This is a genomic window from Pseudonocardia sp. (assembly GCF_035305885.1).
Lineage (GTDB): Bacteria > Actinomycetota > Actinomycetes > Mycobacteriales > Pseudonocardiaceae > Pseudonocardia.
In genome coordinates this window covers 15,195-31,834 of record NZ_DATGOP010000112.1, presented here as the reverse complement: position 1 = coordinate 31,834, position 16,640 = coordinate 15,195, and the positions used below count along the sequence as shown (strand labels likewise).

Sequence of the window (16,640 nt, the reverse complement as noted above, 5' to 3'; positions counted from 1 at the left end):
CCCGAGTGACACTCGACGTCGGCGTCATCGGCACCGGCATGATCGGCCAGGACCACATCCGCCGCATCTCCACGGTGCTGTCGGGCGCCCGGGTGGCCGCGGTGACCGACGTGGACCTCGACCGCGCCCGCGCGGTCGCCGACGGCGTGCCCGGGGCGGTGGTGCACGAGACCGGGCAGGCGCTGATCGAGGACCCCCGCGTCGACGCCGTGGTCGTCACGTCGTGGGGACCGACGCACGAGGAGTACGTGCTCGCCTCGATCGCGGCCGGCAAGCAGGTGTTCTGCGAGAAGCCGCTCGCCACCACCCGCGAGGCGTGCGACCGCATCGTCGACGCGGAGGTGGCCGCGGGCAGGCGCCTGGTGCAGGTCGGGTTCATGCGCCGGTTCGACCCGCAGTACCGGGCGATGAAGGCCGTGGTCACCAGCGGGGAGATCGGCGCGCCGCTGCTCATGCACGCGGCGCACCGCAACCCCTCGGTGCCGGACTTCTTCACCAGCGACATGACGATCAACGACTCCACCGTGCACGACATCGACGTCGCGCGGTGGATGTTCGACGACGAGATCGCCGCCGTCACCGTCGTGAAGGGCCGGATCAGCCGGAAGGCGAAGCCGGGGTTCAACGACCCGCTGCTCGTGCTGCTGGAGATGCGGGGCGGCGTCGTGGTCGACGTCGAGGCGATGGTGAACGCCGGCTTCGGCTACGACATCCGCGGCGAGGTGGTCTGCGAGGACGGCACCGTCGAGCTCTCGGAGAGCGCGGGCGTCATCGTCAAGCAGTCCGGGCGGTACTCCGGGCGGGTGCCGGAGCACTGGAAGGAGCGCTTCGAGCGGGCGTTCGACCTGGAGCTGCAGGCCTGGGTGGACGCCGTCACCGCAGGCGGCACCACCGGCCCGAGCGCGTGGGACGGCTACGCGGCCACCGTCGTGTGCGAGACGGGCCTCGCCGCGCTGCGCAGCGGCAGGCGCGAGGAGGTGGTGCTGCGCGAGCGGCCCGACCTGTACGCCAAGGAGGGCCTGTGAGGAAGGTCGGCATCGGCGTCGCGGGCGTCGGCCGGATGGGCCGCATCCACGCGGTCGACCTCGTGTCCCGCTGCGCCAAGGCCGGCCTGGCCTGCATCTACGACGCCGACCGTGACCGGGCCGCGGCCCTGGCCGCCCAGCTGGACGTGCCGGTCGCGGCGAGCTTCACCGAGCTCCTCGACCGCAGCGAGGCGGTCGTGATCGCCACCCCGACCGGCACCCACGCCGAGCTGACGGTGGCGGCGGCGCGCGCCGGCCGGCCCGTGTTCTGCGAGAAGCCCATCTCGTTGGACCGGGCCACCACGCTCGTGACGATCGAGGCGGTCGAGGCCGCGGGCGTGCCGTTCCAGGTGGGCTTCCACCGCCGCTTCGACCCGGACTGGGTGGCCGCGGCCGAGCGGATCGCCGCGGGCGAGCTCGGCCGGGTCACGCTGTTCCGCACGTCGCTGCGGGACATGAACCCGCCGAACCCGGCGTTCCTCGCGGGCTCGGGCGGGTTCTTCGTCGACGTCACCGTGCACGACCTCGACGTCGCTCGGTGGCTGGTCGGCGAGGTCGTCGAGGTCAGCGCGCACGGCGCCGCGTCCGACCCGGCGTTCGCCGAGCTCGGCGACATCGACACGGCCGTTGTCGTGCTGCGCTTCGCCAACGGCGCGCTCGGCGTCATCGACAACAGCCGCAGCGCCCGCTACGGCTACGAGTGCTCCACCGAGGTGATGGGCACCCTGGCCACCGCGCGGATCGACAACCCGCACCGCAGCGGGCTGGAGTGGCGCACCCCCGGCGCCGCGACCCGCGACATCGTGCGCGACTTCGAGGAGCGCTACCCGTACGCCTACGCCGCCGAGCTGGACGCGTTCGCCGAGTGCGTCCGCACCGGCGCCCCGCCGCGCGTCACCGGTCGCGACGCGCTCGCCGCGTTCGACCTCGCCGTCGCGGCCGACGAGTCCTGGCGCACCGGACGGCCGGTCGCCATCCCCCAGGGAGTGAACGCATGAGCAGCAACCGGATCGCGGGTGCCCCCATCTCGTGGGGCGTGTGCGAGGTGCCCGGGTGGGGCTACCAGCTGCCGCCGTCGCGGGTGCTCGCCGAGATGCACGACGTCGGGCTCGCGGCCACCGAGCTCGGACCGGACGGATTCCTGCCCTCCGACGCGGGCGCGGCCGCCGACGTGCTGGCGCGGCACGAGCTGCAGGCGATCGGCGGGTTCACCCCGCTGCTCCTGCACGTCCCCGGCCAGGACCCCGTCCCCGGTGTCGAGGAGCTGCTCACGACCTACGCCGCCACCGGCTCGAACGTGCTCGTGCTGTCGGCGGTCACCGGGCTCGACGGCTACGACGAGCGACCCGAGCTCGACGCCGAGGGGTGGCGCACCCTGCTGCGCAACCTCGACCGGCTCGACGCGCTCGCGGCCGACCACGGCGTGAAGGCCGTGCTGCACCCGCACGTGGGCACCATGGTCGAGAACGGCACCGACGTGCAGCGCGTGCTGGAGGGCTCGACCATCGCGCTCTGCCTCGACACCGGCCACCTGCTGATCGGCGGCACCGACCCCGCCGAGCTCACCCGCCAGGCACCGCACCGCATCGCGCACACCCACGTCAAGGACGTCGACCTCGGCCTCGCCCGCCAGGTGCAGTCCGGGCGGCGGACCTACACCGAGGCCGTGCGCGAGGGGATCTACCGCCCGGTCGGGCAGGGCGACGTCGACTTCGCCGCGATCGTGAGCCACCTGCGCGCCGAGGGCTACGACGGCTGGTACGTGCTCGAACAGGACACGATCCTCACCGAGGAGCCGGTCGGCGAGGGCCCGCTCGCCGACGTCCGCACCAGCGTCGCGACGCTGCAGGGACTGCTGGAGGGCGTTTCGGCGTCCCCGAAGGAGTGATGCACACCTCACCCGGAGGTGACACGCTCGGGCTCGTTGGGACGATAACCGCGGAAAGACGTCGACACCGAGACTCCGAGGGGGGCGCCACATGATCAATATTTCTGTGTCCTCGCGATCGCTGGCGGCTGCCCGCCGGGTCGACCCCAACGTGTCGCCGGCCGCGGTGCACGCCGCGGTGGAGGCCGCGATCGCCGAGCACACCCGCGAGCAGCGCCGGCGCCCCGTGGAGCCGCCGGAGGAGCACGACCCGGACGCCTAACCGGCTTCGGGTGAACGCGGCGGGGCCGTGGTCCCGCGGATCACGAGGTGCGGCTTCAGCACCACCTCCACCGGGTCGGTGCGCGCCCCCTCCAGCCGCTCCAGGGCCGCACCCACGGCGCGTTCGGCCTGCTCGGCGGCCTCCTGGCTGACCGTCGTGAGGTCGATGTGGGACAGGCGGGCCAGCTCCCCGTCGTCGTAGCCGATCACCGACACGTCCTGCGGCACCCGCACGCCCGCCCGCAGGAACACGTCGAGCAGCCCGATCGCGCTGCGGTCGTTGGCCGCGATCACCGCGGTCGGCAGCTCCGGCTCGTCCAGCAACGCGCGCGCCGCGGCGGCCCCGGCCGCCTCCACGGACCCACCGCGCAGGACGCGCCCGTCGACGCCGTGGCGCCGCACGGCCTCCAGGAAGCCCGTCCTGCGGTCGGCCGCCATGGCCGCCTCGCCGCCGTCGACGTGCACGATGCGCCTGTGCCCGAGGTCGACGAGGTGGTCGACCGCCTCCCCCACCCCGGCCTCGTCGGCGACCCGGACGACGTCGAACCCGTCGGGCGCGACGTGGCGGGCCACCACCACGACCGGCGCCCGGGTCGCGAGGGCGACCAGGTCGGCGGGCGGCAGCTCGGGGGCGAGCAGCAGCACCGCCTCGCACCGCATGTCGAGCAGCGCCTCCACCACCCGCGGCTCGTCCGAGACCGGGGTGATCGCGCTCAGCGCGACGGTGTACCCGTGCCGGTGCGCGGCGACCTGCACCTCCTCGGCGAGCTCCGCGCGGAAGGCGTCCCGCAGCAGCACCGGCACGCCGAGCAGCCGCGTGCGGCGGCGCGCGAGCAGGCTCGCGGTGCGGTCGGCCCGGTAGCCGAGGCGCTCGGCCGCGGCGAGCACGCGCTCCCGGGTCCGGGCGCTCGGGCCGGGGACGTCGCGCAGCACGAGGGAGGCCGAGGCGGTGGAGACGCCCGCCGCCGCGGCGACGTCCTCGAGCCGAGGCCTGCGCTGCACCTCCACCCCCTTGACAGCGGTCGACGTCGGGCGCATCGTAACGAACATCTCTTAAAGCGCTTTAAACGGGAGGTGAAGATGGCAACGACGCACGCCCCCGACACCCGGTGGACCGAGGCGGACTGCCGCCTCGACGACCTGCTCGAGGTGCTCTCCGACCGCACCGACCCGAGGGAGTTCCCGCTGGCGAGCGAGGTCGTCTCCGAGGTGCTCGTCTACGACGCCGCACGGCTGCTCGACGCGCGGGAGGAGGACGCGCGGGCCGAGCTCGTGCGCGCCTTCGCCGACGGGCCCGGCGTCGTCGTGATCCGCGGCGCCTTCCCCGACCAGGCCGTGGTCGACCGCGCCACCGCCGCGTTCGACGAGATGATCGCCGAGCAGCGCGCGAGCGGCGCGGTGGCGGGCGACCACTTCGCGAAGCCGGGCGCCAACGACCGGGTGTGGAACGCGCTGGAGAAGCTCGCCGTCCGGGCGCCCGAGGTGTTCGTCGAGTACTACGCCAACCCGGTCATCGCCCTGGTGTCGTCGGCCTGGCTGGGCCCCGGCTACCAGGTGACCTCCCAGATCAACGTCGTCAACCCGGGCGGGGATGCCCAGGTCGGGCACCGCGACTACCACCTGGGCTTCATGACGCCGTCGCAGATCGAGCAGTACCCGCCGCACGTGCACCAGCTCTCCCCGGTGCTCACCCTGCAGGGCGCGGTGGCGCACAGCGACATGCCGGTCGAGAGCGGCCCCACGATGTACCTGCCGCACTCGCAGAAGTACGGCCCCGGCTACCTGGCCACCGGCCGCGCGGAGTTCGCCGAGCACTTCGAGCGCAACCACGTCCAGCTCCCGCTGCGCAAGGGCGACGCGGCCTTCTTCAACCCGGCCGTGATCCACGGCGCGGGCGCGAACCGCTCGGCGGACATCCGGCGGATGGCCAACCTGCTGCAGGTGTCGTCGGCGTTCGGGCGCGCGATGGAGAGCGTCGACCGCGACCGGATCTGCCGCGCCATCTACCCCGCGCTGCAGCGCCACCCGGCGCCCGAGCCGGCGATCGCGGCGGCGGCCGAGGGCTACCCCTTCCCCACCAACCTCGACCTCGACCCGCCGGTCGACGGGCTCGCCCCGCCCAGCCAGGCCGACCTCGTCCGGCAGGCGCTCGCCGAGGGCTGGAGCCAGGAGAAGTTCGAGGCCGAGCTCACCGAGCACACCGCACGCAGGCGGACCGCCTGATGGGCCTCCTCGACGAGCGGGTGGTGCTCGTCAGCGGCGGCACCCAGGGGGTGGGCGCCGGGGTCGCCCGCGCCGCCGCCCGCGAGGGCGCGCGCGTCGTCGTCACCGGGCGGCGGCGGGAACCCGGCGAGAAGCTCGCCGCCGAGCTGCGCGGGAGCGGCACCGAGGCGCTGTTCGTGGCCACCGACGTCGCGGACGTGGCGCAGGCGCAGGCCTCGGTCGCCGCCACCGTCGAGGCGTTCGGCCGCGTCGACTGCCTGGTCAACGCGGCCGGCCTGACCTCGAGGGGCACGCTGCTCGACACCACCCCCGAGCTGTTCGACGAGCACATCGCGATCAATCTGCGGGCGCCGTTCTTCCTCATGCAGGCGGCCGTGCGCGACATGCTGCGCCGCGGGGCGCCCGGCACGATCGTCAACATCATCTCCTCGTCCGAGCTGGGCGGGCAGCCCTACCTGGCGCCGTACGTCGCGGCCAAGGCCGGCCTCGCCGGGCTCACCCGCAACGCCGCGTACGCCCACCGCTTCGACCGGATCCGCATCAACGGCCTCGACATCGGCTGGACCGACACCGAAGGCGAGGACGCCACGCAGCGGCGGTTCCACGGCGCGGGCGACGGGTGGCAGCAGGAGGCGGCGAAGCGGCTGCCGATGGGCAAGCTCGGGCAGGTCGACGAGATCGCCGACTTCGTCGTGTTCCTGCTGTCGGACCGCAGCGGCGTCGTCACCGGCTCGGTGATCGACTGGGACCAGAACGTGTTCGGGGGGTTGGACTGATGCGGCTCGGCCTGATCGGCCTCGGCAGGATCGGGGCCTTCCACGCCCAGACCCTCGCCGGCCTGGACGCCGTCGACTCGCTGGTCGTGACCGACGCGGTGCCGGCGCTGACGAAGGAGGTCGCCGAGCGCGTGGGCGCCGAGCCGGTCGGCTCGGTGGCCGAGCTGCTCGCGGCGGGCGTCGACGGGGTGCTGGTCGCGGCCGCCACCGACACCCACCCCGAGCTGGTGCTCGCCGCGGTCGAGGCCGGCCTGCCGGTGTTCTGCGAGAAGCCGCTCGCCCGCGCCGTCGACGACGCCGTGGCCGTGGCCCGGCGGGTGCAGGAGTCGGGCGTGCCGGTGCAGGTGGGCTACCCGCGCCGGTTCGACCCGGCGTTCCGGGCCGCCCGGGCGGCCGTCGAGAGCGGGGAGCTGGGCGGCCTGCACACCGTCCGGTCCACCACGCTCGACCCGGCGCCACCGCCCGCGGAGTACCTGGCCGCGTCGGGCGGGATCTTCCGCGACTGCGCGGTGCACGACTTCGACGCCGTGCGCTGGGTGACCGGCCGGGAGGTCGTCGAGGTCTACGCGACCGGCTCCGACCGCGGGGACCCGCTCTTCCGCGACCTCGACGACGTGCACACCGCGGCCGCGATCCTCACCCTCGACGACGGCACGCTCGGCGTCGTCTCCAACAGCCGGGGCAACCCGCGCGGCTACGACGTGCGGCTGGAGCTGCACGGCACCGCCGATAGCGTCGCCGCGGGCCTCGACGACGGGCTGCCCCTGCGGTCGCTCGAACCCGGCGTCACCTTCCCGGCCGGGCCGGCGCACGGGTTCTTCATGGACCGGTTCGCCGCGGCGTTCCGGGCCGAGCTCGCCGCGTTCACCGAGGTCGTCGCGGGCACCCGGCCGAGCCCGTGCACCGTGCAGGACGCGCTGGAGGTGGCGTTCGTCGCCGAGGCCGCGACGCTCTCGCGGCAGCAGCACCGCCCGGTCCGCCTCGACGAGGTCCGCCCCTGATCCGACGAACGGCGCGCTGGTCGGAACCCATCCGACGAACGGGCCGTTCGTCGGAACGAGAAGCGACACCCGCGACGCGGGACGATGATCCACAATTGGTAGTGTCAGCCCGACGAGAAGTCGGGAGGACGATGCGCGGCAATCTGTTCGCCGTTGCGGTGGACCTGGTCGTGCTCACCGTGCGGGACGGTGTTCTGTGCGTGCTGTTGCGCCAGCGGGTGGCGCCCCCGTTCGCCGGTGAGTGGGCGCTGCCCGGCGGCTTCGTGCGGGCGCGCGAGGACCTCCTCGACGCCGCGGCCCGCGAGCTCGTCGAGACCGGGCTGGCGATCGAGGGCCACCACCTGGAGCAGCTGGCGAGCTACGCCGCCCCCGACCGGGACCCGCGCGGCCGGGTGCTCACCGTGGGGCACCTCGCGCTGGTGCCGGACCTGCCCGAACCGCCCGGAGAGGGCACCTGGGTGCCGGTGGCCGAGGTCGGCCCGCTCGCCTTCGACCACGAGAAGATCCTCGCCGACGGCGTCGAGCGGGCCCGCGCGAAGCTCGAGTACACGACGCTCGCGGCGGCGTTCTGCCCGCCGGAGTTCACGATCTCGCAGCTGCGCCGGGTGTACGAGGCGGTGTGGGGCACCTCGCCCGACCCGCGCAACTTCTCGCGCAAGGTCACCTCGACCCCCGGCTTCCTCGTGCCGACCGGCGCGAAGGCCAGCTCCGGGCGGGGCAGGCCGGGGCAGCTGTTCCGCCGCGGCCCGGCGACCACGCTGCACCCGCCGATGCTGCGGGAGTCGACCTCGGCGCCCTGAGTGGCGCCGTCCCGCTACGAGATCGTCGGCGCGTACCCGGCCAGCCCGTCCAGCAGCATGCCGCTGCCCTGCTCGGACATGTCCCGCTCCTGCGGGGAGCCGCACTCCTGCGACACCACGATCCGGGTCCGGCCGTCCGCCTCCGGGGCCAGGTCCACCGCCATGACGGTCGACGCGCCGCCGGGCAGGTCCATGCTCACCTCGAGCCGCTCGTTCTCCCGCACGTCGCCGTACGTGCCGGACAGCGGGAACTCCGAGCCGTCCGGCCCGGCCATCGTGGCCCGCCACGCCCCGCCGGGGCGCACGTCCATCGACAGCGACGACCGCACCGCGCCGGACCAGCGCGCGTAGTGGTCGGGCTGGGTCCAGGCGGCCCAGACGTCCTCGACGGGGGCGTCCAGCACGCGGGTCAGGGCGTAGCCGTGGGTCTCGCTCATCGTCATCTCCTCCTCGGATGGCCCGGGGTGGGGCCGTCGGAGGGTGGACCGGGCGACGACCCGAACCTGAGCGGACCACGCCGGTGATGGCGGTCACACCGTCGTGCTCGTACCGCCGGCGCCCATCGCGAGCAGGGCGCGCGTCAGGTCCTCCGCGCCGGCGCGTGCGGTGAGCAGCACCCGGACCGCCCCGGCCGTGGCGCCGCAGCAGCTCCGCGACCCCGGCCGCGATCCGGTCGTGCACCGCGTGCAGGCGCTCCACGCCCTCCGGCACCCGCGGTGCGTGGGCGTGCAGCTGGACGCGCAGCCGGGGCCGGCCGGAGTGCAGCTCGACGGGGGCACCCACCAGGGCGCGCACCGCGGCCTCCCGATCCGGGGGCAGCGCGCCGGTCGGTAGGGGTCGCGCCGCCGGTCAGAACCGCGGGTGGTCGCCGGTGAGCGTGACCTTCCGCTCCTCGGACCGGCGCACCTCGCCCAGCACCCAGGCCGGCACGTGCCGCGCCGTGAGCACCGCGAGCGCGCGGTCGACGTCGTCGGGCGGCATGACGGCCACCATGCCGACACCCATGTTGAACGTCTTCTCCATCTCCGCCCGCTCGACGCGGCCGCGGGCGGCGATCATCTTGAACACCGGCGCGGGCGTCCAGCTGCCGCGCTCCACCACGGCCTCGACGCCGTCGGGCAGCACCCGCACCAGGTTGCGGGCGAGGCCGCCGCCGGTGATGTGGGCGAACATCCGCACCCCGGTCTCCGCGGTGAGCGCGAGGCAGTCGCGGGCGTAGATGCGGGTGGGGACGAGCAGCTCCTCGCCGAGGGTGTGGCCGAACTCCTCGACGTGGCCCTCCAGGGGCAGCCGCGCGATCTCCAGCAGGACGTGCCGGGCGAGCGAGTAGCCGTTGGAGTGAAGGCCGGACGAGCCGAGCGCCACCAGCACGTCCCCGGGGCGGATGCGGTCGGGCCGCAGCATGGCGGAGGCCTCGACGATGCCGACCCCGGTGCCGGAGATGTCGTAGCTGCCCGCGTCCATCAGGCCCGGGTGCTCGGCCGTCTCGCCGCCCAGGAGGGCGCACCCGGCCTGCTGGCAGCCGTCGGAGATGCCCTTGACGATCGCGGCGACCTGCGTCGGCACGACCTTGCCGACCGCGATGTAGTCCTGCATGAACAGCGGCTCCGCCCCGCAGACGACCAGGTCGTCGACCACCATCGCCACCAGGTCGAGCCCGATCGTGTCGTGCTTGTCGAGCGCCTGCGCGATCGCGACCTTGGTGCCGACGCCGTCGGTGGACGAGGCGAGCACCGGCTCGGTGTACTTGTTCAGCTTGAGGGCGAAGAGCCCGGCGAAACCGCCGATCCCGCCCAGCACCTCGGGGCGGTTCGCCTTCTCCGCGTACGGGCGCAGCGCCTCGACCGCTTCCTCACCGGCGTCGATGTCCACACCGGCGGCGGCGTAGCTGGCGCCTGCCCCGGTGGGCCGGTCGGTGGTGGGCGGCATGGTCTCGCACTCCTACTGGGATGTCGTCGGCGGCGCACCGCCGGGATCTGATGAGCCTGGTTCCTAGGGCCGGCGCAGCGCGTCGGCCGCGCCGTAGCCGACCGTGAGCGACGGCGGGCCCGCGGGCTCGGGCACGTCCTCCGGTACGGGGATGTCCTCGAGCAGGTGCTTGCCGAGCCGCTCCTCCTCCGGGAGCGGGATCGGGTACTCGCCGGTGAAGCAGGCGGTGCACAGTCTGCTGCGCGGCTGCTCGCTCGCCGCGACCATCCCCTCGACCGAGATGTAGCCGAGCGTGTCGGCCCCGATGGAGCGGCGCACCCCCTCCGTGTCGAGGCTGCTCGCCACGAGCTCGGCCCGGGTGGCGAAGTCGATGCCGTAGAAGCACGGCCACTTCACCGGCGGCGACGCGATCCGCACGTGCACCTCGACGGCACCGGCCTCGCGGAGCATCCGCACCAGCGCGCGCTGGGTGTTGCCCCGCACGATCGAGTCGTCGACGACCACGAGGCGCTTGCCGCGGATGACGTCGCGCAGCGGGTTCAGCTTGAGCCGGATGCCCAGCTGGCGGATGGTCTGGCTGGGCTGGATGAACGTGCGGCCGACGTACTGGTTCTTGACCAGACCCTGGCCGTAGGGGATGCCGGAGCCCTGGGCGTAGCCGATGGCCGCCGGTGTGCCGGACTCGGGCACCGGGATCACGAGGTCGGCCTCGACGGGGTGCTCCTCGGCGAGCCTGCGGCCGATCTCCACCCGGGCCGCGTGCACCGAGCGCCCGGTGATCGTGGTGTCCGGGCGGGCGAGGTAGACGTACTCGAACACGCAGCCCTTCGGCTCCGGGGCCGCGAACCGGGAGCTGCGCAGGCCGCCGGCGTCGATCGCGAGCAGCTCGCCCGGCTCGACCTCGCGCACCATCGACGCGCCCACGATGTCCAGCGCGGCGGTCTCGCTCGCCACCACCCAGCCGCGCTCCAGCCTGCCGAGCACGAGCGGCCGGACCCCGTGGGGGTCGCGCGCTGCGTAGAGGGTCTGCTCGTCGGCGAACACGAGCGAGAACGCCCCGCGCACCCGGGGCAGCAGCCGCAGCGCGGCCTCCTCCACGCCGGTGTCGGCCGCGGTGACGGCCAGCAGCTCGGTGACGAGGTCGGAGTCGGTGCTGGCGGGGATCGTGCTGCGGTCGGCGGGCACCTCCGCGCGGCGGGCGACGACCTCGTCGCGCAGCTCGGCGCTGTTGACGAGGTTGCCGTTGTGGCCGAGGGCGATGCCGCTGCCGGTGGCCGTGGTGCGGAACGTGGGCTGCGCGTTCTCCCACGTGGTGGAGCCGGTGGTCGAGTAGCGGCAGTGGCCGACGGCGAGGTGGCCCTTCAGCGACGAGAGCACCTGCTCGTCGAAGACCTGGCTGACCAGCCCGAGGTCTTTGTACACCACCATCCGGCGCCCGTCGGACACCGCGATGCCCGCCGCCTCCTGGCCGCGGTGCTGCAAGGCGTAGAGCCCGTAGTAGGTGAGGTTGGCGACGTCCTCGCCGGGGGCCCACACGCCGAACACGCCGCACTCCTCGCGCGGTTCCGGGTCGAGGTGGAGGCTCGGTGGTTGCGGCGAAGCGCCGAGGGGATCGGGTTCCGGGTTGCGTTCGGTCGGCTGCTGGTTCCGGACGGAACTCGGGCCCACAACACGCTCCTCGCGCAGACGGCACGGTTCGGCGGCGAACGGGCTGCCGCTCAGCGCCCGATGCTACGCCGGTACAGCTCCGGGACCCACTCGCCGGGACCCGCGTCACCGAACCACCTGCCCTGGCCCGTGTCGCAGCCCAGCTCGGTGAGCCGCTCGGCCTGTACGGGCGTCTCCACCCACTCGGCCGTGACCTCGATGCCGAGCGCGTGGGCGAGCTCGACCAGCGCGCGGACGATCGAGGCGTCGGTGGGGTCGGCGGACGGGTTGCGCAACCCGTCGATGAACGAGCCGTCGATCTTCAGGGTGTGCACGGGGAGCCTGCGCAGCCAGGCGAGGCTGGAGTAGCCGGTGCCGAAGTCGTCCAGCGCGATCCGGACGCCCGCCTCCCGCAGGGCGCTCAGCGCGTCGAGGACCGCCACCTCGTCGCCGAGCACGGCCTGCTCGGTGATCTCCAGTTGCAGCAGGTGCGCGGGCAGGCCGGTGTCGACCAGCACCCCGGTGACCTCGGACACCCAGGTCGGCTCCACCAGCTGCACCGGCGAGACGTTCACGCTCACGAACGGCGCCTCCTCGCCGAGCGCGCGCCACCACGTCGCCGCCTGCTCGCACGCGGCCTGGAGCACCCAGCGGCCGAGCGGGACGATCGCGCCGCTGTGCTCGGCGAGCTCGATGAACCGGCCCGGACCCACCACGCCCTGCACGGGGTGCTGCCAGCGCACCAGCGCCTCGGCGCCGCGCACCCGGCCGTCGGCCAGCTGCACCAGCGGCTGGTAGGCCAGCCGGAACTCGCCCCGCTCGATCGCGCCGCGCAGCCCGGACAGCAGCGCGAACCGCGCGGCCTCCGCGGCGTCGCGCTCCGGGTCGAACACCACGCGCCTGCCCCCGCCGAGCGTCCGCGCCCACCCGCGGGCGACCTCGGCGGCGCGCAGCAGCTCGGCGGCGCTGCCGCCCGCGGTGGCGGACTCGGCGACCCCGATGCTCGCGGAGATGACGAGGTCGTGCCCGTCGATGTGGAACGGCGTGGCGAGGGCGGCCTGGAGCCGGTCGGCGAGCCGGCTCACGTCCGCGCTGCCCGCGGGGTCGGCCACCAGCACCACGAAGTCGTCGTCGCCGGTGCGGCACACGACGTTGTTGCCCGCCGCGAGGTGCAGCCTGCCCGCGACGCCGAGCAGCAGCCGGTCGCCGATCTGCTGGCCGAGCTCGTCGCTGATCGCGTGGAAGCCGTCGAGGTCGATGGCGCAGATGCCCACCCGGGCCGGGCCGCCCGCGGCGAACGCGCGGTGCAGCCACTGGTCGGCGACGGCCTGGTTCGGCAGCCGGGTGAGCTGGTCGGCGAAGGAGCCGTCGCGCAGGCGCGACCACAGCCGGTGCCGGTCGGACACGTCCTCGACCAGCCCGACCACGTGCGAGGGGGTGCCGTCGTCGGTCAGCACCCGCGACGCCGTGACGTGCACCCACAGCACCCGCGAGTCGGCGCGCACGAGCCTCATCTCCATGCGCACGACGTCCGGCTCGCCCCCGCCCGCGAGGCGCTTCAGGCGCTCGACGACGTCGACCATGTCCTCGGGGTGGACGAAGTCAGACATCGGGCGCGGCTGGTCGAGCGGCCCGTCGAGGCCGAACATCCGGCACAGCGCCGGGTTCAGGTCCAGGATCGTGCCGTCGAGCGTCACCACGCCGATCCCGACCGCGGCCTGCTCGTAGATCGCCCTGACGTGCCGGCCGTCCACCGCCGCCGCCCGCGTGGAACGGGCGCGGGCGAGCGCGCCGTTCTCGGGCCGGATCCGGTCGCGGAGCGCACCCACGACGCCGGCCACGACCTCGTCGAGGGCGGCCGCGAGGCGGCGCTCCCCGTCCGGCCCCTGCAGGCCGAGCGTGCCGGGGACCTCGCGGCGCAGCAGCCGGAGGCTGGGCACGAGGAGGCCCTCGACATCCACTGTGTCGATGCTCTCGGCGTCGCCACGCCCACCCGCGGTGACCAGCTCGGCGCCGATCGCCCGCGCCGCGAGCGGCCAGAACGGTTCGGCCCGCAGCACCGCCGCGAGCTTGCGCAGCAGGGTGGCGAGGTGGGCGGACGCGCCTGGGTCGTCCTGGTAGGCGCACGAGGCCCAGCGGGCGGCGAGAGCGTCGATCCGCTCGACCTCGGCGGCGCGGAGGGCGCGGCGCACGGCCGGGTCCTGCGGCGGCTCCACGGGCTCGGGCAGGCTGCGCGGAGCGACCACGCGGCCACCTCCTGTCGCCCGTTCGGTCCGACCCGACCCTGATCGGACCAATCTTCCGTCCCCCGCCCGTGTTCGCGCCACTGCGAAGTGTGCACATTCACCGGAGCGAGCGGCACCTCGGTGCCGACTACCCCTTTTGGTGGACCGGCAACAGCCGGGCGACCTCGCCGCTGCGGATCCCCGACGCCGTCAACGCGCCGCGCTGCACCGCCGCCTCCCACGCGGTGCGGCCCGTCACCAGCTCGAGCCAGGTGCGCGGGTCGGCCTCCACGACGTTCGGCGGCGTGCCCCTGCCGTGCCGCGGCCCGCTCACGCACTGGACCGCGCCGAACGGGGGCACCCGCACCTCGACGCTGTGGCCGGGTGCGGCGGCGGCGACGGCCGCGAGGCTCGCCTTCACCGCGGCGCGCAACACCGGGCGCTCCGGCGTCGGGCCGCCGTCGAGCCAGTCGAGGACGGAAGGGTCGATGCGCGTGTCGGTCGGTCCCCGCACGCGCGGAACGGTAACCGATCCGGTTCGGCACTCGCCGTTCGGACAGGTCGGCGGCGCACGCGGTCGAGCGGCGGCCGCCGATCAGCCGAACAGGGCCGGGAGCGTGCCCTCCCACGCGGTGCGCAGCGTCTCCAGCGGCAGCTCGGGCACGCCGTCGATCGCCAGCGCGGACCCGCCGGTGGTGCCGATCTCGCGCGCGGGCACCCCGGCGTCGGCCGCCCGGGACAACAGCTCGGACGCGCGCTCGGGGGCGACGGTGACGAGCACGCGGCTCGCCGACTCGGAGAACAGCGCCACGAACGGGTCGATCGGTGGCAGCTGCACGGTGGCGCCGCGCCCGCCCACCAGGCACGCCTCGACCAGCGCCTGGGCGAGGCCGCCGTCGGAGAGGTCGTGCGATCCGGTGAGCAGGCCGGCGGCGGCCGCCTTCGCGAGCAGGTCCGCGAGCCGGGCCTCGGCGGCCAGGTCGACGGCGGGCGGGCGGCCACCGAGGTGCCCGTGCGCGACGTGCGCCCACTCGCTGCCGCCCAGCTCGTCGCGGGTGGTGCCGAGCAGCACGACGGTGTCGCCGTCGCGGCGGAACCCGCAGGGGACGCGGCGCGCGACGTCGTCGAGCACGCCGAGCACGCCCACCACCGGCGTGGGCAGGATCGCCCGGTCGCCGGTCTGGTTGTAGAAGCTCACGTTCCCGCCGGTCACCGGGATGCCCAGCTGGGCGCAGCCGTCGGCCAGCCCCCGGACCGCCTGCTGGAACTGCCACATCACGTGCGGGTCCTCCGGCGAGCCGAAGTTGAGGCAGTTGGTGACGGCGATCGGGACCGCGCCGCTCGTGGCGACGTTGCGGACCGCCTCGGCCAGCGCGAGCTGCGCGCCCGCGTACGGGTCGAGCGCCACGAAGCGGGCGTTGCAGTCGGTGGAGACGGCGACCCCGCGGCCGGTCCGCTCGTCGATCCGCACCACGCCGGCGTCGGCGGGCTGGGCGAGCACGGTGTTGCCGCGCACGTAGCGGTCGTACTGGTCGGTCACCCAGGCCTTGCTGCAGAGGTTCGGGCTGGCCGCCATCCGCAGTATCTCCGCGTGCAGCTCGCTGGGTGCGGCCGGGCGGGGCAGCCGGTCGGGCGAGTCGGCGACCAGCGCGTCCTGCTTCTCCGACCGTGCCACCGGGCGGTGGTAGACCGGGCCCTCGTGCGCGACGGTGCGCGGCGGCACGTCGACCACCGTCTCCCCGTGCCAGTCGATCACCAGCCGGTCGCCCGCGGTGACCTCGCCGATCACCGTGGCCAGCACGTCCCACTTGCGGCACACCGCGAGGAACGCGTCGACGTGCTCGGGCCGCACGACCGCGCACATGCGCTCCTGCGACTCGCTGGACAGGATCTCCGCGGGCGTCATCCCCGACGCGCGCAGCGGCACGGCGTCGAGGTTGATGTGCATGCCCCCGTCACCGGCGCTCGCCAGCTCCGAGGTGGCGCACGACAGGCCGGCGCCGCCCAGGTCCTGGATGCCCACGACGAGGCCCGCGTGGAACAGCTCGAGGCAGCACTCGATGAGGACCTTCTCGGTGAACGGGTCCCCGACCTGCACCGACGGGAGCTTCTTGCGGCCGGTTTCCTCGCCGAACGTCTCCGACGCCAGCACCGACACGCCGCCGATGCCGTCGAGGCCGGTCCGGGCGCCGAACAGGATGATCTTGTTGCCGGTGCCGGACGCGAAGGCGAGGTGGAGGTCCTCCTTGCGCATCGCGCCCACGCACAGCGCGTTGACCAGCGGGTTGCCCGAGTAGCTCTCGTCGAAGACGACCTCGCCGCCGATGTTGGGCAGGCCGAGCGAGTTGCCGTAGCCGCCGATCCCGGCGACCACGCCCGGCAGCACCCGGCGGGTGTCCGGGGCGTCGGCCGGGCCGAACCGCAGCGGGTCGGCCACCGCCACCGGGCGGGCACCCATCGCCATGATGTCGCGGACGATCCCGCCGACGCCGGTGGCCGCGCCCTGGTAGGGCTCGACGTAGGACGGGTGGTTGTGCGACTCGACCTTGAACGTCACGGCCCAGCCGTCGCCGATGTCGACCACGCCCGCGTTCTCGCCGATCCCCGCGAGCATGCGCTTGCGCATGGCGTCGGTGGTGGTCTCGCCGAAGTAGGCGAGGTGGACCTTGGACGACTTGTAGGAGCAGTGCTCGCTCCACATCACCGAGTACATGGCCAGCTCGGCGTCGGTGGGCCTGCGTCCCAGGATCTCCCGGATCCGCGCGTACTCGTCGTCCTTCAGCCCCAGCTCCCGGTGGGGCTGCGGTTGGTCGGGGGTGGCGGCGGCGTTCTTGACGGTGTCGGCAGCCGGGTGAGGCGTCACGG

Annotated in this window: 16 protein-coding genes; 9 read left to right on the top strand and 7 right to left on the bottom strand. The window is 74.4% G+C overall.

Annotated elements, in window-relative coordinates; translation table 11 throughout:
• Nucleotides 1-5: 5 nt before the first annotated feature.
• The 4 genes from VKZ81_RS23800 to VKZ81_RS23785 all read left to right on the top strand — a co-directional run bounded on the left by VKZ81_RS23800 (nt 6) and on the right by VKZ81_RS23785 (nt 3,175).
• Complete coding sequence (locus tag VKZ81_RS23800; RefSeq protein WP_324243881.1) at nt 6-1,025, top strand: Gfo/Idh/MocA family oxidoreductase; 1,020 nt, start codon at nt 6-8, stop codon at nt 1,023-1,025.
• Nucleotides 1,022-2,023, top strand: a complete 1,002-nt coding sequence (locus tag VKZ81_RS23795) for a Gfo/Idh/MocA family oxidoreductase (RefSeq protein WP_324243880.1) — start codon at nt 1,022-1,024, stop codon at nt 2,021-2,023. The genes VKZ81_RS23800 and VKZ81_RS23795 overlap by 4 nt, the downstream gene beginning before the upstream one ends.
• Nucleotides 2,020-2,913, top strand: coding sequence for a sugar phosphate isomerase/epimerase family protein (locus VKZ81_RS23790; protein WP_324243879.1), 894 nt, complete (start codon nt 2,020-2,022; stop codon nt 2,911-2,913). The genes VKZ81_RS23795 and VKZ81_RS23790 overlap by 4 nt, the downstream gene beginning before the upstream one ends.
• A gap of 91 nt (nt 2,914-3,004) precedes the next feature.
• On the top strand, nt 3,005-3,175 hold the full coding sequence (locus VKZ81_RS23785; RefSeq protein WP_324243878.1) for a type II toxin-antitoxin system CcdA family antitoxin: 171 nt from the start codon (nt 3,005-3,007) through the stop codon (nt 3,173-3,175).
• Here VKZ81_RS23785 and VKZ81_RS23780 read toward each other — a convergent pair.
• Nucleotides 3,172-4,212, bottom strand: coding sequence for a LacI family DNA-binding transcriptional regulator (locus tag VKZ81_RS23780; protein WP_324243877.1), 1,041 nt, complete (start codon nt 4,210-4,212; stop codon nt 3,172-3,174). The genes VKZ81_RS23785 and VKZ81_RS23780 overlap by 4 nt on opposite strands.
• Nucleotides 4,213-4,254: 42 nt before the next feature.
• On the opposite strand from VKZ81_RS23780, the gene VKZ81_RS23775 reads away from it, so the two are divergent.
• The 4 genes from VKZ81_RS23775 (at nt 4,255) to VKZ81_RS23760 (ending at nt 7,974) form a co-directional block, all read left to right on the top strand.
• On the top strand, nt 4,255-5,397 hold the full coding sequence (locus VKZ81_RS23775; RefSeq protein WP_324243876.1) for a phytanoyl-CoA dioxygenase family protein: 1,143 nt from the start codon (nt 4,255-4,257) through the stop codon (nt 5,395-5,397).
• Nucleotides 5,397-6,173 carry an SDR family oxidoreductase gene (locus VKZ81_RS23770; RefSeq protein ID WP_324243875.1) on the top strand — a complete coding sequence of 259 codons (777 nt, stop codon included), beginning with the start codon at nt 5,397-5,399 and terminating at the stop codon, nt 6,171-6,173. Before VKZ81_RS23775 ends, VKZ81_RS23770 begins: the two co-directional genes overlap by 1 nt.
• Complete coding sequence (locus VKZ81_RS23765; protein ID WP_324243874.1) at nt 6,173-7,174, top strand: Gfo/Idh/MocA family protein; 1,002 nt, start codon at nt 6,173-6,175, stop codon at nt 7,172-7,174. The genes VKZ81_RS23770 and VKZ81_RS23765 overlap by 1 nt, the downstream gene beginning before the upstream one ends.
• A 131-nt stretch (nt 7,175-7,305) precedes the next feature.
• Nucleotides 7,306-7,974: an NUDIX hydrolase gene (locus VKZ81_RS23760; RefSeq protein ID WP_324243873.1), complete on the top strand. Its 669-nt coding sequence runs from the start codon at nt 7,306-7,308 to the stop codon at nt 7,972-7,974.
• A gap of 14 nt (nt 7,975-7,988) precedes the next feature.
• Here the strand turns inward: VKZ81_RS23760 and VKZ81_RS23755 are convergent, their stop codons facing one another.
• Nucleotides 7,989-8,411 carry an SRPBCC family protein gene (locus VKZ81_RS23755; RefSeq protein ID WP_324243872.1) on the bottom strand — a complete coding sequence of 141 codons (423 nt, stop codon included), beginning with the start codon at nt 8,409-8,411 and terminating at the stop codon, nt 7,989-7,991.
• 169 nt (nt 8,412-8,580) lie between these two features.
• Here VKZ81_RS23755 and VKZ81_RS23750 point away from each other — a divergent pair, with 169 nt between their 5' ends.
• Entirely contained in the window at nt 8,581-8,808 is a 228-nt protein-coding gene (locus VKZ81_RS23750) for a hypothetical protein (protein ID WP_324243871.1), read from the top strand.
• A 15-nt stretch (nt 8,809-8,823) separates the two neighbouring features.
• On the opposite strand, the gene purM is transcribed toward VKZ81_RS23750, so the two are convergent.
• The 5 genes from purM to purL form a co-directional block, all read right to left on the bottom strand.
• A complete protein-coding gene (purM, locus tag VKZ81_RS23745; RefSeq protein ID WP_324243870.1) occupies nt 8,824-9,903 on the bottom strand; it encodes a phosphoribosylformylglycinamidine cyclo-ligase in 1,080 nt (359 codons plus the stop codon).
• 63 nt (nt 9,904-9,966) lie between these two features.
• Complete coding sequence (gene purF / locus VKZ81_RS23740; protein WP_324243869.1) at nt 9,967-11,448, bottom strand: amidophosphoribosyltransferase; 1,482 nt, start codon at nt 11,446-11,448, stop codon at nt 9,967-9,969.
• Nucleotides 11,449-11,621: 173 nt separating this feature from the next.
• Entirely contained in the window at nt 11,622-13,796 is a 2,175-nt protein-coding gene (locus tag VKZ81_RS23735) for a putative bifunctional diguanylate cyclase/phosphodiesterase (RefSeq protein ID WP_324243868.1), read from the bottom strand.
• 127 nt (nt 13,797-13,923) lie between these two features.
• The gene (locus VKZ81_RS23730) at nt 13,924-14,289 is read right to left on the bottom strand and encodes a sterol carrier family protein (RefSeq protein ID WP_324243867.1); all 366 of its coding nucleotides are present in this window, start codon (nt 14,287-14,289) and stop codon (nt 13,924-13,926) included.
• A gap of 81 nt (nt 14,290-14,370) precedes the next feature.
• The gene (gene purL, locus VKZ81_RS23725) at nt 14,371-16,638 is read right to left on the bottom strand and encodes a phosphoribosylformylglycinamidine synthase subunit PurL (RefSeq protein ID WP_324243866.1); all 2,268 of its coding nucleotides are present in this window, start codon (nt 16,636-16,638) and stop codon (nt 14,371-14,373) included.
• Nucleotides 16,639-16,640: the final 2 nt, after the last annotated feature.

Excerpts from the sequence above, each read along its gene's own strand:
- VKZ81_RS23760 (WP_324243873.1), top strand. The coding sequence starts at position 7,306 with ATGCGCGGCAATCTGTTCGCCGTTGCGGTGGACCTGGTCGTGCTCACC.
- VKZ81_RS23770 (WP_324243875.1), top strand. The coding sequence starts at position 5,397 with ATGGGCCTCCTCGACGAGCGGGTGGTGCTCGTCAGCGGCGGCACCCAG.
- VKZ81_RS23790 (WP_324243879.1), top strand. The coding sequence starts at position 2,020 with ATGAGCAGCAACCGGATCGCGGGTGCCCCCATCTCGTGGGGCGTGTGC.
- purM (WP_324243870.1), bottom strand. The coding sequence starts at position 9,903 with ATGCCGCCCACCACCGACCGGCCCACCGGGGCAGGCGCCAGCTACGCC.
- VKZ81_RS23775 (WP_324243876.1), top strand. The coding sequence starts at position 4,255 with ATGGCAACGACGCACGCCCCCGACACCCGGTGGACCGAGGCGGACTGC.
- VKZ81_RS23785 (WP_324243878.1), top strand. The coding sequence starts at position 3,005 with ATGATCAATATTTCTGTGTCCTCGCGATCGCTGGCGGCTGCCCGCCGG.
- VKZ81_RS23755 (WP_324243872.1), bottom strand. The coding sequence starts at position 8,411 with ATGAGCGAGACCCACGGCTACGCCCTGACCCGCGTGCTGGACGCCCCC.
- VKZ81_RS23765 (WP_324243874.1), top strand. The coding sequence starts at position 6,173 with ATGCGGCTCGGCCTGATCGGCCTCGGCAGGATCGGGGCCTTCCACGCC.
- VKZ81_RS23780 (WP_324243877.1), bottom strand. The coding sequence starts at position 4,212 with ATGCGCCCGACGTCGACCGCTGTCAAGGGGGTGGAGGTGCAGCGCAGG.